This window comes from Peribacillus sp. NPDC097198 (genome assembly GCF_044762055.1).
Classification (GTDB): domain Bacteria; phylum Bacillota; class Bacilli; order Bacillales; family DSM-1321; genus Peribacillus.
In genome coordinates this window covers 1-15,832 of the sequence record NZ_JBIWDO010000009.1, presented here as the reverse complement: position 1 = coordinate 15,832, position 15,832 = coordinate 1, and the positions used below count along the sequence as shown (strand labels likewise).

General features: G+C 40.2%; 15 protein-coding genes. All 15 read right to left on the bottom strand.

Features of this window, described 5'->3' with window-relative positions; all coding sequences use genetic code 11:
* Positions 1 to 353: 353 nt before the first annotated feature.
* Positions 354 to 1,217, bottom strand: a complete 864-nt coding sequence (locus ACIQXQ_RS15760) for a 3-hydroxyacyl-CoA dehydrogenase family protein (protein WP_402868785.1) — start codon at positions 1,215 to 1,217, stop codon at positions 354 to 356.
* A 176-nt stretch (positions 1,218 to 1,393) separates the two neighbouring features.
* Positions 1,394 to 2,545 carry a thiolase family protein gene (locus ACIQXQ_RS15755; RefSeq protein WP_402958661.1) on the bottom strand — a complete coding sequence of 384 codons (1,152 nt, stop codon included), beginning with the start codon at positions 2,543 to 2,545 and terminating at the stop codon, positions 1,394 to 1,396.
* 65 nt (positions 2,546 to 2,610) lie between these two features.
* A complete protein-coding gene (locus tag ACIQXQ_RS15750; RefSeq protein ID WP_402958659.1) occupies positions 2,611 to 3,759 on the bottom strand; it encodes an acyl-CoA dehydrogenase family protein in 1,149 nt (382 codons plus the stop codon).
* Between the two features lie 60 nt (positions 3,760 to 3,819).
* On the bottom strand, positions 3,820 to 4,860 hold the full coding sequence (locus tag ACIQXQ_RS15745; protein ID WP_402958657.1) for a phosphotransferase family protein: 1,041 nt from the start codon (positions 4,858 to 4,860) through the stop codon (positions 3,820 to 3,822).
* Positions 4,838 to 6,049, bottom strand: a complete 1,212-nt coding sequence (locus ACIQXQ_RS15740) for an acyl-CoA dehydrogenase family protein (RefSeq protein WP_402868792.1) — start codon at positions 6,047 to 6,049, stop codon at positions 4,838 to 4,840. The genes ACIQXQ_RS15745 and ACIQXQ_RS15740 overlap by 23 nt, the downstream gene beginning before the upstream one ends.
* A gap of 83 nt (positions 6,050 to 6,132) precedes the next feature.
* Complete coding sequence (locus tag ACIQXQ_RS15735; protein WP_402868793.1) at positions 6,133 to 6,891, bottom strand: SDR family NAD(P)-dependent oxidoreductase; 759 nt, start codon at positions 6,889 to 6,891, stop codon at positions 6,133 to 6,135.
* Positions 6,892 to 6,995: 104 nt separating this feature from the next.
* Positions 6,996 to 7,784 (bottom strand): enoyl-CoA hydratase/isomerase family protein, encoded by a 789-nt coding sequence (locus ACIQXQ_RS15730; protein WP_402868794.1) that lies wholly within the window; start codon positions 7,782 to 7,784, stop codon positions 6,996 to 6,998.
* Positions 7,785 to 7,983: 199 nt separating this feature from the next.
* Positions 7,984 to 9,177 carry an acyl-CoA dehydrogenase family protein gene (locus ACIQXQ_RS15725; RefSeq protein ID WP_402868796.1) on the bottom strand — a complete coding sequence of 398 codons (1,194 nt, stop codon included), beginning with the start codon at positions 9,175 to 9,177 and terminating at the stop codon, positions 7,984 to 7,986.
* A 14-nt stretch (positions 9,178 to 9,191) separates the two neighbouring features.
* Positions 9,192 to 10,331 (bottom strand): thiolase family protein, encoded by a 1,140-nt coding sequence (locus ACIQXQ_RS15720; RefSeq protein ID WP_402868797.1) that lies wholly within the window; start codon positions 10,329 to 10,331, stop codon positions 9,192 to 9,194.
* Positions 10,332 to 10,347: 16 nt separating this feature from the next.
* Positions 10,348 to 10,758 (bottom strand): Zn-ribbon domain-containing OB-fold protein, encoded by a 411-nt coding sequence (locus ACIQXQ_RS15715; protein ID WP_402868798.1) that lies wholly within the window; start codon positions 10,756 to 10,758, stop codon positions 10,348 to 10,350.
* Between the two features lie 279 nt (positions 10,759 to 11,037).
* The gene (locus ACIQXQ_RS15710; RefSeq protein ID WP_402958655.1) at positions 11,038 to 11,748 is read right to left on the bottom strand and encodes a hypothetical protein; all 711 of its coding nucleotides are present in this window, start codon (positions 11,746 to 11,748) and stop codon (positions 11,038 to 11,040) included.
* A gap of 24 nt (positions 11,749 to 11,772) precedes the next feature.
* Positions 11,773 to 12,564, bottom strand: a complete 792-nt coding sequence (locus ACIQXQ_RS15705; RefSeq protein ID WP_402868802.1) for an alpha/beta fold hydrolase — start codon at positions 12,562 to 12,564, stop codon at positions 11,773 to 11,775.
* Positions 12,565 to 12,942: 378 nt separating this feature from the next.
* The gene (locus tag ACIQXQ_RS15700; protein ID WP_402958653.1) at positions 12,943 to 14,460 is read right to left on the bottom strand and encodes a class I adenylate-forming enzyme family protein; all 1,518 of its coding nucleotides are present in this window, start codon (positions 14,458 to 14,460) and stop codon (positions 12,943 to 12,945) included.
* Positions 14,461 to 14,471: 11 nt separating this feature from the next.
* Complete coding sequence (locus ACIQXQ_RS15695; RefSeq protein ID WP_402868805.1) at positions 14,472 to 15,620, bottom strand: SDR family oxidoreductase; 1,149 nt, start codon at positions 15,618 to 15,620, stop codon at positions 14,472 to 14,474.
* Between the two features lie 17 nt (positions 15,621 to 15,637).
* Positions 15,638 to 15,832: enoyl-CoA hydratase/isomerase family protein (locus ACIQXQ_RS15690; protein WP_402958651.1), on the bottom strand; the 195-nt coding region annotated here is incomplete at its 5' end.

Genomic DNA, 15,832 nt, shown 5'->3' with positions numbered 1-15,832 from the left:
GGACCAAACCCATGCTAGCTAACCTTTTTTAGATACAGCCTTTTTCCTGAAATAATCATAGAGATATTCATTAAGTTCTTCATTCTCTATTCAGTGATCAAAATAATTATTCAAAAAGTGAAATAAGCCAAGGCATCTTTGGGAAAGTGCTTGGCCTATTTTGGTATCGAATTTTCAAGTGAAAATAATTGTATTCCCTATAGAACTTATTGAACTTTAGAGGTATATCCATTCGCCCTCTTTATAAACGTTACAACGACTCGCCAAGGATCATTAGCTTTCTTGGGGTGACGGCATATCCTTTTGTTCAACCGACTGATGAACTCATGGGTTGTTAATGGATTATACTGCTACTAACTATAAGTATAGAAACCTTTTCCTGTTTTCCTTCCATATTCTCCATTAAAATATTTTTCTTTGATGACCCTTTGCGGCTTTTTTGATTCGTCGCCAGTTTCTTCATATAGGATTTGTCTGATATAATAATTCACATCAATTCCGGTTAAATCAAGCAAAGCAAACGGACCTATCGGGTGATTAAGCGCTTTCTTACAAGCAAGATCAATCTCCTCTACAGTCGCTACATCATTTTCTAGTAAATAAATTGCTTCATCAATTAGTGCACCCAAAATTCTATTAGCGACAAATCCGGAAATTTCCTTTTTTAATAAAATTGGAGTCTTGTTGATTTGTTTTACAAACTCAACCGCAGTGGCCGCTGTTTCGTTTGACGTATGGAGCCCCTTTACAACCTCCACCAATTCCATTACTAGCACAGGATTAAAGAAATGAAGATTACATACCTTGTGTGGACGCTTTGTCGCATCCGCTAGTTTCGAACTTACAATCGTCGAGCTATTCGTCGCGATAATCACATCCTCTGAAACCAATTTGTCTACTTCGGAAAATAATTGCCGTTTTACTTCCAAATTTTCCACAATGGCTTCAATCACAAATTCTGTATCGTTTAGTGCTTCTTCTAAAGACGTTACAAAATGCAGTCTTGAAAAAGCTTCTTCCACTTCTTGAGAAGATAATTTACCTTTGAGTATTCTTTTTTTCATATGACCATTCAATGATTCTTCTGCTTTTCTTAGGCTTTCTTCACTAATATCTCTTAAATAAACATCTATACCAGCAAGGGCTGAAACCATCGCAATTTGTGATCCCATAGCACCTGATCCAATGACAGTAAGGCGATTGATTATTTTTTTCAAAAACTCACTCCTCATGTTCTTTAATTTTATGATTAACAATGCGTGAAAGTTGTACGTTGTTTATAAAATGCTTTGACACATTTTCTATCCTTCTTCAAGTGGAAGTATTTATCCCTTCCGTTTAGAGACTTTTTGAGTCTCATTTAAACCTATAGATTACCTGCATGAGTTAAATGTTAGTAGATTCTTTCTATAATAGTTCCATTAGCCATCCCACCACCTTCACAGATAGCTTGAAGTCCAAATCTACCACCAGTTCTTTCGAGTTCATGCATCATCGAAACCATAAGACGAGCACCTGTAGCACCAAGAGGATGACCTAAAGCAATTGCGCCACCATTTGGATTCAATTTTCTAGGGTCTGCTTTCATTTCTTCTAACCAACACATTGGAACAGACGCAAATGCTTCATTCACTTCATATACATCCATATCTTCAATCGTTAGTCCTGCTTTATTTAATACTTGTTTAGTGGCGTCAATAGGTCCCGTCAGCATTAAGATAGGATCAGAACCAATCACTGCACGGGCAGCGATTCGGAACCTAGGTTTAAGCCCTAATTCCTCCGCCTTCTCCTTAGACATAAGTAGTAATGCTGCAGCCCCGTCACTCATTTGACTTGAGTTGCCTGCATGAATTTTTCCATCCTCCGCAAATGCTGGCTTAAGGGTTCCCAGTTTTTCAATGGTTGATCCTTCCCGTGGACCCTCATCTTGTTTAACCTTGATAACTGTTCCGTCTTCAAGTGTGACCTTTAGAGGCATAATCTCCCTTTCAAACTTTCCTTCTCTTTGGGCATTCAATGCACGATTATGACTTTCTAGAGAAAACTCATCTAACTGTTTCCGGGTAAATTCCCATTTGTCTGCAATCTTTTCCGCAGACAACCCCTGGTGGATCATGTCGAAGCGAGAAGTCAGCATCTCACTCCAATCGGTATTTTTCCGCGATGATCCCATTGGGACACGAGTCATACTTTCCACACCGCCAGCGATCACAATATCCATATCCCCACTCATAATTGCTTGCGCCGCAAAATGTATCGCCTGTTGACCAGATCCACACTGGCGGTCAATTGTTGTCCCTGGTACCTGAATTGGAAAGCCTGCCATTAAGGCAGATATTCGGGCAATGTTATATGTTTGTTCTTCTATTTGGGTTACACAACCCAATATGACATCTTCTACGAGACTAGTGCTTATGCCCGCACGTACTACTACTTCGTTTAAAACATGAGCAGCTAATTCGTCCGGACGAATAGAACTGAGAACCCCTTTTCGTTTTCCAACAGGAGTCCGAACTCCCTCTATAATGACCACTTCACGCATATACATTCCTCCTAGTATGGATACTTAATAACTTTTATATGAAACTATTACTTTATTATTTTTTGTTACTCCAATACTTTAGATGAGACATTTTCAATAATTGTTTCCGATTTAAGATGGTTTACTCTTGCTATTCGAATCTCCTTATACCACCTTTCTATTGGCAAGTCACCAGCAAAACCAGCACCTCCATGAATTTGTAAGACATCATCCACAATTTTTGAAGCAGTTTCTGTAGCCTGAAGTTTCGCAGTTTGAGCAATTAGCTCCCAATCCTCTTCATTCTTATCGATCCTTTTTGCAGCATCTTGCACTATTAATCTAGCCGATTGCAACGAGATATACGCTTTCCCGAGCATATTTCGAATTGTTGGAAATTCAGCAAGCGGTTTTCCTCTCGTAATCCTCTTTTTCGCGAATTCTTTCCCATATTCAATAGCTTGAACGGAAACACCTAAGCATTTTGCGGCAAGTAAAACTTGTGATTCGGCTAACCACTGTTTTATAAATCTCGTTCCATCACCTATCGCACCAATACGTTGATTGTCACAAATTCGTGTTTGATTAAAAATAATAGAGTGTGCAGAATGTACATCAATTAAAGTCATTTCTTTCCTTTCCAATTGGTCAACAGAATCTAATAGAAAAAGAGTTGGTTTAAGCTCTCCACTTTCAAGTTGACAATTTACAAGGATAACACCAAAACCCGATGTATCTAGGTTTTGTATATAGGACTTTTCACCAGTGATGATCCAACTGTCTTGATCTCGAATAGCTGAAGTGGTTAATTTGGTTAAATCATTATCTTCAGCTTCCTCCCAAACGGCGATAAAACAGCCTTTTTCAGTTTTCATGGCAGGCTTTAGAAAATAGTCCCGCTGTTTGTTCGTACACTCAGTTAAAAAACTTGGAAATGCCCCTCCGAACACATCTGCAGCTGGATGGTAAAGACCAAATGGGTGCTTGGAAGCTTCCTCTACTAATTTCGTTCTATCAAGTAAGGATATCTCCGTGCCGCCCCATTCCTCATTTGTACCGATTCCATCTAAACCATAATCATCAACTACTTGTTTTAAACGTTTAACGATTTCATTGGACAACTCTTTTCTATCTCTTTTGGATGACTTCTCAGCATCTTCTGCATAATCGCATAAAATGGATGATAAAATTTCTTTTACATTTTCTAACTCCGGTTTCAATAACTCGTTAGCCAAGGTCATTCCACCCCCATCATAATTTGGATGATTTTCTTAACTAATGGATACAGAAGAGTCTCAGCGAAGCATTTCTTTTCTCTGCGCCTTAGAGGCTTGTTCTAATAAATTCTTGATGCCTATATCCAATTTTCCAAACCGCTTATCTTTTGCCTCCCCGATTTTCCAACGATAATAGATTTGCTGAAGAATCACGGCAATTTTGTAAAAGGCGAAAGTCAAGTAATAGTCAATATGTGTGATATCCCGACCGCTTTTTTCACCATAAAGTTCTAATATTTCTCTTCTGGTAAAAAATCCAGGATTCATTGTAACGGATGATAACCCTGTCACTTTATCATCGGGTTCGGTCCAATAGGCAAGTGTTGTACCTAAGTCGGTTAGTGGATCACCAATCGTACTTAACTCCCAATCAAAAACACCAATTACCTCTCCCGGGTCATAAGCTGCAAACATCATATTATTCAATTTAAAATCGTTATGAACAATGGTTGGCGAAAGAGAAGGTGGTATATTATCAAGAAGCCAATTTTCCAAAGAGCTGACAGCAGGAATATCATTTGTTTTCGCTTGGTGGAACCGCTTGATCCACCCATTCACCTGTCGACCTAAATAGCCATCTGGATAACCAATGGTATCTAACCCAGCAGTTTTATAATTAACAGCATGCAATTTGACTAGTGTATTAACCAAAGCTTTTGATGCACGTTGTCCTACGTTTTCCTTATTTTCATATTCATTTGGGATAGTTTCATCAAACACACCCCCCTCTTTTTTCTCCATCACATAAAAGTGGCGTTCCATAATATTTGGGTCCGCACAGTATAAATATGGCTTTGGTGCAAGCGGGAAAGCACGATTCAATTTTTCAAGTATTTCGAACTCTCTTTTCATATCATGGGCCTTGGGAGGAATGGGACCAAATGGTGGCCTTCTCAAAACTCCTTGCCAGTCCCCAATAGAAATAAGGTAAGTTAAGTTCGAATATCCTGCTGAGAATTGGTTTACCTCAAGGGGGGAAGAACTTAGCCCTTGTATTTCTTGACGGAGATACTCCTCGACAATGGACCAATTAATCTCATTGACTTGTAGTTTGCTCATATAGTTTCTCCTTTGATTGGTAATTCTTTAATACCTGTCGAGCAACCACCATTCGGTGTACCTCATCCGCTCCATCATAAATTCGAGCGGCTCTTGCTTCTCTATATAACCCTTCTAGTGGTGTATTTGGCGTCAATCCCAACATTCCTAGATTTTGAATAGCTCGGTCGATGACATTATTTAAGACTTGAGCGCCATATAACTTAGCAAGTGAAACTTCTTTCCTTGCTTGGTCCCCTTGGTCCATTTTCCAGGCAGCTTGTAGTGTTAGTAATCTGGAAGCCTGAATTTCTGCTTCTGAATCTGCAAGATCGTTTTGAATAATTTGCGAATCTGCCAGTGTTTGAGCCCCATCTTTTTTCGTTAAAGAATAGGCTATCATTTCATTCAAGGACCGTCGTGCTACACCTAGCCAGCGCATGCAGTGGGTAATCCTCCCAGGACCTAATCGAAGCTGAGCTAGTTTGAATCCATCTCCTCGTTTCCCCAGCAAATTATTCTCTGAAATTCGGCAATTATGAAACCGAACTTCACAATGTCCTCCTATATAATGATCTCCCATGACAGGAACTTCACGCACAATCTCAAAGCCTGGTGTCCCAGTATCTACAAGGAACAAGCTCGTGCGATGATGAGGCTCGGCTTCCGGGTCTGTTACGACCATCACAATGGCAAAAGCAGCTCCCTCTGCACCAGTGGTAAACCACTTATGGGCATTGATGATCCACTCGTTTCCATCTTTTATTGCTGTTCCTTGGAGTGTTCTTGGGTCAGAACCTGATACTTCCGGCTCCGTCATAGCAAAACAGGAACGAACTTCATAATCTGCCAGTGGCTTTAAATATTTTTGTTTTTGTTCCTCAGTCGCTGCATGAACTAAAATCTCGCCGTTACCAGCGTCAGGAGCCATTGAACCAAAAACATATGGGCCGATAGGACTTTGACCAATCACTTCTGACAGCAATCCTAATGAGACAAAACCCATTCCCATTCCACCTACATCCTTTGGTAGATGTCCAGCCCACAAACCATTTTCCTTCACAATTTGTTGTAATGGCTTTAAAATTTCCTGAGGTAATCCACGATGCGGGATCATATATTTTTCATTTGGAAAAACATAATTGTGCATAATTTCGGTTGCTTTATCTACCATTGCTTTTTGCGCTCCATTTGGGGTAAAGTCAAACAAGATTATCCCTCCTTTTGTTTTTTTCTTCATTTATTTCATATCATGATAAGGAAACATTGCCTTCCCCAAAGAGAATACAATACTTATTGAGCTAACCATCCACCATCTATATAAATCGTTTGCCCTGTGATAAAACTGCTAGCCTCCGAAGCTAACAAAATGACAGCACCGGTTATTTCTTCTGGTTCTCCTAATCGATTCATCGGAGTCTTCCCAATCAATTTTGCTCGGATTTTTGGATTGCTTAACTCTTGTCTATTCAACTCTGTTTCAATGTAGGCAGGTCCAATCGCATTCACTTGGATGCCATGTCTTACCCATTCAAGCGCCAACGACCTTGTTAAATTAATTACTGCAGCTTTACTTGCCGTATAAGGAGCTATCCCATAATCACCGACAGCACCTGCTACAGAGGCAAGGTTGATAATTTTTCCATATCCTTGCTCTTTCATTACCTTCCCCGCAGATTGGCAACAGAAAAACAGTGATTTTACATTTAAGTCCATTACCTTATCCCAATCATTCTCGGAGATATCGAAGGCCAACTGTGTATGGGAGATTCCTGCATTATTAACTAGAATATCGATTTTTCCGAAGTGTCTAACTACTGTTCCCATCATTTCTTTGGTTGCTGAGATATCCCGAAGGTCCGTCGGAATACTGATTACCGCTCTTCCATACTCTTTCACTTCGGCAACTACTTCTTTATTTTTTTCTTCATTCCGGCCGACGATCACAATATCTGCACCAGCTTCCGCTAGCGCTAACGAAATCGCTTTTCCTAATCCGCGGTTGCCTCCAGTCACTATTGCCACTTTATTCTCTAAGTTAAATCTTCTCACTGATTCACATCCTTTTTTATTATTAACTAGAAGTGAATTTCCCTCCTTTACAAACAACGAGGCTAGATCAGTAATCTAAGTAACAAAAGAAAAAATTTTACACCTTATTGGTAAGAACCCGTAAAATTAGGTTTTGTTTTGTCAATGAAAGCACGAACCCCTTCTTGATGATCCTGTGTATTAAATACAATCCCTTGGACCATAGCTTCTTCATTGAGAATATCCTCCAATGAAGATTCCATACTGTGATTTAACATTGTTTTGGTTAACCCAATGGCAATAGGCGGATTAGCGACAAATGAATTCGCTAAGTCGGTGCAAAAATTCAACAGATTATCTTCCTCAACAACTTCTAGGCATATGCCATAATCTTTCGCTTCGCTTGCGGAAAGAATTCTATCTGAGAACGCAAGCTCCTTTGCTCTTGCCATCCCAACAATTCTTGGTAAATGATAGAGTGCCCCTAGATCAGGAACTAGGCCAACTTTATTAAAATTCAATCCAAATTTGGCCTTAGACGAGGCAATCACAATATCACATGCGATTGCAATACTGAAGCCCGCTCCGATAGCAAATCCATTAACCGCCGCTATTACGGGTTTTTCCATATTAACCAATTCCTTTAGAAAGGAACTATGCTTTTGCATATATTTTCTCCCGCTGGCTGCAGAAGTCACTTTTGAAAACCCTTTTATATCACCACCAGCACAAAAGGACCTCCCATTTCCTGTTAAAATAACAGCACGAATAGAAGAATCATTTTTTATAGAATTGAAGAAATGGTTCAACTTCTCAATGATTGCACCTGAAAGGGCATTTAGAGAATTAGGTTCATTCAGAGTTATTGTGGCTATCCCATTATTTACTTGCATTATGACCGCCTCATTTTCCATTGTAGTGCTCCCTCCCGGAAAGTTGTTTTAATCATGATAGGGATATATATTTAGAAGTAAAGGAATTTTGTAGTTTGATAGAAAAGGACCCTGACGGTCGCTATTGGTCAAGCAACCGTCAATGAAATCAACAACAAATAACGCTCATCTGAATTTTTTATACTAATATAAATTTGGTCGTTATCAGTGATATTAGCCCTTAGAGGCCCATTCGCTTTGCAATGATGGTTTTCATAATTTCATTTGTACCGGCATAAATGGTAGTTGCTTGAACATCTCTAAACCGTCTAGCAATTTCATATTCTTCCATAAATCCATAACCACCATGTAATTGCATACAGGTAGTAGCAACTCTTTTTGTCATCTCGGTAATCCACCACTTTGCCATTGAAACTTGGGTAATGACATCTTTTTTCTCCATATGATTAACGATTAAATCATCTACAAAGGTTCTTGCAATAACAATCTCGGTTGCCATTTCGGCTATTTTAAACTGTGTATTTTGCAGTTTACTAATTGCTTTTCCAAAAGCCTCCCTCTGTTTAACATAATCAATCGTGACTTCAAGCATTTTTTCTGCTGTAGCCACACTCCCAACAGCAACTAATAACCTCTCTTGTTGAAGTTTTTCCATTAAGTAATAAAATCCTTTACCTTCTTCTCCTAATAGATTTTCAGCTGGTACACGAGCGTCATCAAAGATGAGTTCAGATGTATCCGAAGAGTGTTGGCCAACCTTTTCTAACTGGCGTCCTTTAGAAAAGCCAGGCGTATTGCTCTCCACTACAATAAGACTTACTCCTTTATGTGCAGGTGTAGCCATATGATCCGTTTTACAGGCAACCACAAATAAATTTCCTACAATGCCGCTTGTAATAAACGTTTTTTCACCATTTAAAATATAGTAATCACCTTCTCTAACCGCTGTAGTCTTTAAACTTGCAACATCAGAACCTCCGCCTGGTTCAGTCATTGCAATTCCAGTAATGATATCGCCTGTAATACATCTAGGAATCCAACGTTGCTTTTGTTCTTCAGTTCCAAATGTATTTATATACGGGACTACAATGTCATTATGATTATTGATTCCCACTAACCCGCCACCGACTCTTTCCAACTCTTCATTGATAATTACCGAATATCCAAAGTCTGCATTAGCCCCGCCATACTTTTCATCCGCCCATGGACAAAGAAAACCTTGTTCCCCCATCTTTTTCCAGAAGGAAAGCGAGACCTTTTTTTCTTTCTCCCACTGTTCAAAGTATGGTACTGCTTCTTTTTCTAAAAACTTCTTTAAAGCACGTCTGAATATTTCATGATTTTCACTCAGATAGCTCTTACTTATTCTTCCTCCCGCTCGACTATTTTTAGATGCTGTTTTAGAATCAATCATTTTTACTTTTCCCCCTATCTTTTTAAGATGGTGACACAGGAGTTCCCTCCTGCCCCTTCGCTATGACATAATGCAACCTTCGCTCCTTCTACTTGATTAGCACCCGCTTCTCCTCTTAGTTGCCAAGTAACCTCAGCAATTTGTCCAAGAGAAGATGCCCCAACAGGTTCACCCCTGGAAAGAATTCCACCACTAACATTTATAGGAATCCTGCCTCCGATGGAAGTCTCGCCAACCTGAGCTCTCGGCCCTCCCTCTCCTATCGGACAAAAACCTAATCTTTCGGAATAGATAATCTCAGAACCTGCATCCACATCTTGTATTTCAGCTACATCAATTTCTTCAGGACTAATTCCTGCCATCTCATAAGCTGCGTGAGCTGCTCGTTCAGCAAGTGTTGGATAAGACGTGTGGACAGGTGCGGAAACAGCCGGTACGAACATATCCCCTCTTCGTCTCGTTTCCAAAACGGAAGCAGCAATAGTGACATAGTTCTTTGTAAACTTTTGGGCCGTTTTCTTCTTACAAATGATAGCAGCTGCTGCACCATCATTTGGAGCACACAACATGTAAAGTGTTAAGGGATCTGAGACCATTCGTGCATTAAGTATCTCTTCAATCGACAGTTCTTTTCTAAACATCGCATAGGGGTTATGAACTGCATACTTATGACTTTTAGAAGTAATATAAGCTAATTGTTCTTTTTTCGTTCCATATTCCACCATGTGTTCATGAATACTTGTCGCGAAATAAATGGGATTTGCTCCCAACCCCGTAGCTTCCTGCCAATAATCATATCCAGCACCATGTAAAAATCCCCTTGGGCTTTTTTCAAACCCAACTGCCAGGACTATATCGTAAACCCCTGATTCGACTGCTTGGCACGCAAGACGTAAAGCAGAAGCACCGCTCGCACATGCATTTTCTACATTCACAATAGGGATACCTGGAAGACCTAATCTTTCTAGTACGTTATGGCCTGATGCGGAAATCTCATACACATTTGCAGAGAAAGCCGCTTGGATATCTTTCATGGTCATATTAGCATCTGCTAAAGCACGTTTTGCAGCTATTGAACCTAAATCCCTGTAACTCTTATCATTAAATCGGCCAAACTCATGCATTCCTACTCCAGCAATCACAACCTCATCCAATAGAAACCCTCCTTCCCTATGGAACTGGTTTATACTTAAACGTTATAAATTCTTGGCCTTCTTCCACAAATGCCAAATCAAAAATGATTTCAACTTCCATCCCTGCTTCTAAGTGGTCAATTGTCTTTTCTGTAGTTAGGCCCATTATTCTGATTCCTTCTTGAAATTCAACGACACCAATTGTATATGGAACTTCCCCTTTGTATCCTGGTGTAGGGGAATAAATCCCAGTAAAACTTTTCAATTTCCCCCGAGAATGTAAAATAAATTCTTCCATTGTTTCTGTACAGCATTCTGGGCAGTAAATCTGTTTTGGAAAGGCCATTTCTCCACATTCAGAGCATTTTGAAACAACCAGACCATATGGTTCTTTTATAGAATTAAAGAGCCCGGGCTGTACTGGAAGTTTCTCTTTCGCTTTTTCCAATGTTAACCCTCCCACGAAAAACGGTATTATAATTACGTTTTTCCCTTAATTATTTGCATCAGGTTTTCATCTTAAATATTAAAAGGTGAATCAACTTTCATGTTTTGATAATCGAATAGGTATTCTAATTTGTAAATAAACAGAATTTGGATATGGTGAATCCTTAAAGATTCACCTTTTATATGATCCCAGTGTTATTCGAACTTTAGAAATTCAATGTACAATTAATTAATGTAACTTATCATCTGCCACTTTATTTTTCTTTCCCAAAGTGGTCGCTTATAATGGCATCCTCTTATATAATACTGCTTGGGCTGTACTGATAAAGTCTCTTCCACCTCTCCAAGCTTCCACTAGTGATGCTTGCTGTACTTCCGGATTAAATTGGTCTTGAACGGAGCACAGCAAAATCCTCCTAGGGCCTTTGAGTTGTTGTACGCCTCCTTGTACTTTAGGAGAGGACTGCTCGGTTCCAATTAGACGGCAAGCCTTTATAAACTCATTTTCCTTTAATAAGGGGAACAATTGGTCATTGTACCACTGATCCAATTTCTCCTCTCCATATTCTTCCGGATCAAAAAATAGTGCCCACACATTTCGAGCTGTACGGTCCGTATCACTCAACCACGTATCAGTAAGAGGTTTGTAAGTTCCTCCCATTATACTAGTAATGTAAGTAAGCATTCGTTTTGTCCATTCAGGCCGCATTCCTGGACCTGTAGATGTCCGGTTAATATGATAAGCCTCGGACTCTAACACTTTTTCATCATAAAGCTCATAGAAACTCAAATATCGTGGGGCTGGAAATCTAGGATTTAAAGGTGACAGTGAAGAGGATTCTACCTGTTCATATCGATTGCCGCTTATAAATCCTGGCACTTGCACTAGTGAAGACAGATGTTCTAGATTGTACCATTCGTTCCACTCTGCAGTTATTTCCGGCTGACACTCTAGTGCCCACAATAACATTGCCTGTCCTTTATCAAACATTCGTATCACCACTCTTTCAAAAAATCAGATATATATTCTTGAGTTAAAAAATTTTATCATATAATTTGCGAGTTTTTCAGAAGCTTGAATTTGCGGGAAGTGTCCAGCTTCTTCCATAATAGTAGGTTTGACAGGTGGGTTTAAGAGTTGACCAACCTCACCAACAACCTCAGGTGTGAAGGATGGATCGAGCATACCCCCAATTAAGATAGTACGTGAGCGAATGCTCTTTATCCGTTGGGTCAAAACTGTACCTGCTCCAGCAATTGCACGAGAGCAAACGGCATAATGATAAGGATTATTACTTGTAAATATTTTTCTGTAATCCGCAACAATTTCGGGAAAGCGTTCTCTGAAAGAGGACGGAAAGGAACTTTCCAGGCTATAGTTTACTACTGCCTCCATCCCTTCCTTTTCTACCTGATTTGCACGATTAAACACATACTCAGAAACCCCCTGACTAATGTGCGGTCCAATCGCGATCAGCATGACTGAAGTGATGCGCTCTGGAAAATTTGCAGCAAGATAGGCAGCAACAACCGCTCCATACGCTACCCCAGCTAAATTGATGGTCTCTATCTTTAAGTCATCTAATAAATCAATTAGACTTCGAGCCACATCATCTAGGCTCATGACTGAATTGACAAGGGGGCTTTCGCCAGCACCTGGCAGGTCAACGATTATTCTCCTGAAGTTATTTTCAAGATATGGATCAATCCACTGCCAAGAAGAACGGCTCCCGCCTAGTTCATGTAAAAGCAGAATTTCTGATGCACCTTCTGGTCCTTTTAAGTCATATTTTATATTCGAAACCAAAACAATTTCCTTCCTTCCAAATCAGGTTATTAAAACAGGTACAAAAACTTCATGTTATGTTCCTCTAGCATTCGATAGCTATACTAGATTAAGATAAAGGAAGTTTTCGATGGCAACACTAATAGATCGTAACCTGTGCAGCAGCTGCTAACACTTTATCGAAAATGGAACTAACTTGTCCAAAAGACCATTATTTTAATTGTTTATTAAAATTGGTCAGAAATTCACTTCTACTTTTGAACATTAAAAGCAATATCCACACTACCCATCTGTTTACGTATTGCATCTACCGATTAACACATCCTACTTTTTCAGGAAATACCAGTTACAGATAGGTAAAAGAATCTTATGAGCAAGTCTAATTATTTTTCGATAGATTTAAGCATGAGTTTGATCTTCTTTTAAGACAATCTCCCTCACCCGGTTTTTATCCACTTTACCAAAATCGGTTTTTGGGAGAGATGGTACAATAAATAAAAACTCTGGCCACTTAGCTTTAGAAATCCCAATTTCTTTTAAACAGGAACATATGTCATCTAAGATTAACTCATGATTAGCTCGGACCGATACAACAGCACAGATTCGTTCACCTAGCAGTTTATCTGGACGACTAACAACAGCTGCTTCAACAATTGCCGGATGTGTCATCAAGGCCGTTTCTACTTCTGCTGCATCAATTTTAAATCCCCCACGAATAATTTGGTCCTTAATTCTTCCTACAACCCTAATGAATCCTTCCTCATCACGAATGATTAAATCCCCCGTTAAAAAAGCATCGTCTGACGTTCGCTTATTTTGTTCTGCACCTAGTCCTGGCAAGTAGCCCTTAAAGAGAGATGGACCTCGGACACCTGCCTCTCCAATTTCACCTCGTGGCAGACTTTTCCCTTCACTGTCATACGCTTCCAAATGAGTTCCTGGAAATGGTACGCCATCATAAATGAGTTTACGCTCTTCGGAATCAGTTAAACGGATTGATGCATGTCCTAAGCATTCAGACATTCCATACATGCGGAGTACTTGAATACCTAGTAAATTGTTTGCATTGATGACGATATCTACGGAATTAGGACTACCACCTACTGATAAGGCTCTCATCGAAGGAAGATGACGGGTCCATTGTCCTGAGTGGACTGCCTCCATCATTAGAAGAAGATGGGTTGGTACACACATCCCCCAAGCACTTTTATGCAAATCCATTAGTTCAAGTGCCTTAAGTGGATTCCATTCTCCCATAAGAATTAAAGGATGTCCCATAGACAGCGCGATGTGAACGTTAAATGTCCATCCGGCAGCAGAGGTGAGAGGCGAAATAGCCATGATTGGCTCACCCTGCCTTAAACCAACAATGCTTGAACAAAACTTACTTGCATAATTAAGTGAACTAGCAGTATGTGGCACTGCTTTGGGAACACCCGTAGTTCCTGAAGTAAAGCCGATTAAAACCGTTTCCTCTTCCGAAGTTGACTCTACAATCGGAGATGGCTGTACATACAGGTACATATGTTTCAACCCAACTAACTCGACAGCAGCTTTTTCTTTCCTTTGGCTAAGATAAGCAGTTGGACGTAGTCGTTCGAGAATTAATTGGCGTTCTTTGTTAGCAAGCTTGTAATTAACCGGACAGATGATTGCTCCTAATTTGGAAAGTGTAAGTCCAATAACAACTGTATCAACTGATGTATGTGAATCAAAAAGAACTCTGTGACCAGCCCCAATGCCCGCTTGTAACAGCTGATCCGCTAAAACTATTACATTACGGTAAATGTCAATTCGCTTTATCGGACTTTCCCCATCAAATACCGCTACTGATTCTGGGTCCATTTCAAACCACCTGGCGAACTGTTTCCAGAGGCTTTCTGTCCCCCATGTTATATCACCGATTTCATTAATCAAAAGGACCCCTCCTATCCAATCGTCTGTCCACCATCAACAACAAGTGTTTGACCTGTCATAAAGCTGGAAGCCTCTGATGCAAGGAAGGCAATAGCTCCTGAAATTTCTTCTGATCTTCCAAAACGACCCATAGGTATACGGTTACGTAACCAGGATTGTCGTTGTTCATCAATTTCTTCCGTGAAACCTGAGTCGATGGATCCTGGTGCAAGGCTGTTAACTCTAATTCCATAATGCGCCCAGCTTACAGCCAAGTCCTGGGTTAGCTTTATCACAGCAGCTTTTGACGTTGTATAAGGAACAACCTCACCGGCTTCCGGCGGGAAGGACATTAGCCCTCCCGAAGAAGTAATATTAATGATGGTTCCTCCGCCATTTTTAATCATATGTTTTGCAGCTGATTGACAGCATAGGAAAGTTCCGGTTAGGTTTACATCAATCACTTTAGTCCAGCCATTTAGAGGAATCTCTTCTGGCGGACCCGACCAAAACGTTCCTGCACTATTAATTAGAATATCTATGGTGCCAAAGCGGTTTATAGTTTCCGTTACTGTGTTTTCTACTTCTTGTTGATTGGTAATGTCACAACGGAGACCAATCGCCTCTACATTGTAAGTTTTGGTTATTTCCTCTGCCAAACTAACGCATAGAGATTCCTTACGAGCAGCTAAGGCAACATTACAGCCTAATTCTGCAAGTGTTTTAGCCATAGTACTAGCTAATACCCCGTGCCCCCCCATTATCAACGCTGTTTTCCCGCGTAAATCAAACGTATCGAGAACAAATCGAGAGCTACGGGAAGCTGCTCTAGGTGGTTGTGTAGCTGTACCAATTTCTTCAGCCAATAAATCCACCTCATCCATAATCAATGCAATTCGCTTCCCTCCCATTGATGCTGTATCCTCAACTGCAGCTACCCACTCAGGTGATATCAACATTCGATTTAAGGCTTCCCGATCCTTAAAATAAAGTTGCGCAAGTCCGTCCCATTCCGGTTCCCCATTACGTTGATCGAAATCTTTTTCTACCTTTCCATGAGTGTAAGCTAACACCCCTGGTAATTTCTTAGCCATATCTGCATGAGGACCACGCCACCATTCCAAGAAACGTTCCTTTTCCCAATCACTCGGACGTCGTGCTAAGACAACAAATTTAATCATTTTTTTCCTCCTAACTCTTACAATCCAGTCCACACCGGTTTCTTTTTGTTCAGGAACGCTTGAACTCCTTCTTTTGCATCCTCACTTTGATGCACAACATTACAAGCAAGATGTTCTAGCACCATCAATGTATCGGTATCCGCATCTAAACCGCGGTTTGCTGACATTTTCGTAATCCACATAACGAATGGGCTTTTGTCAGTTAAATCACC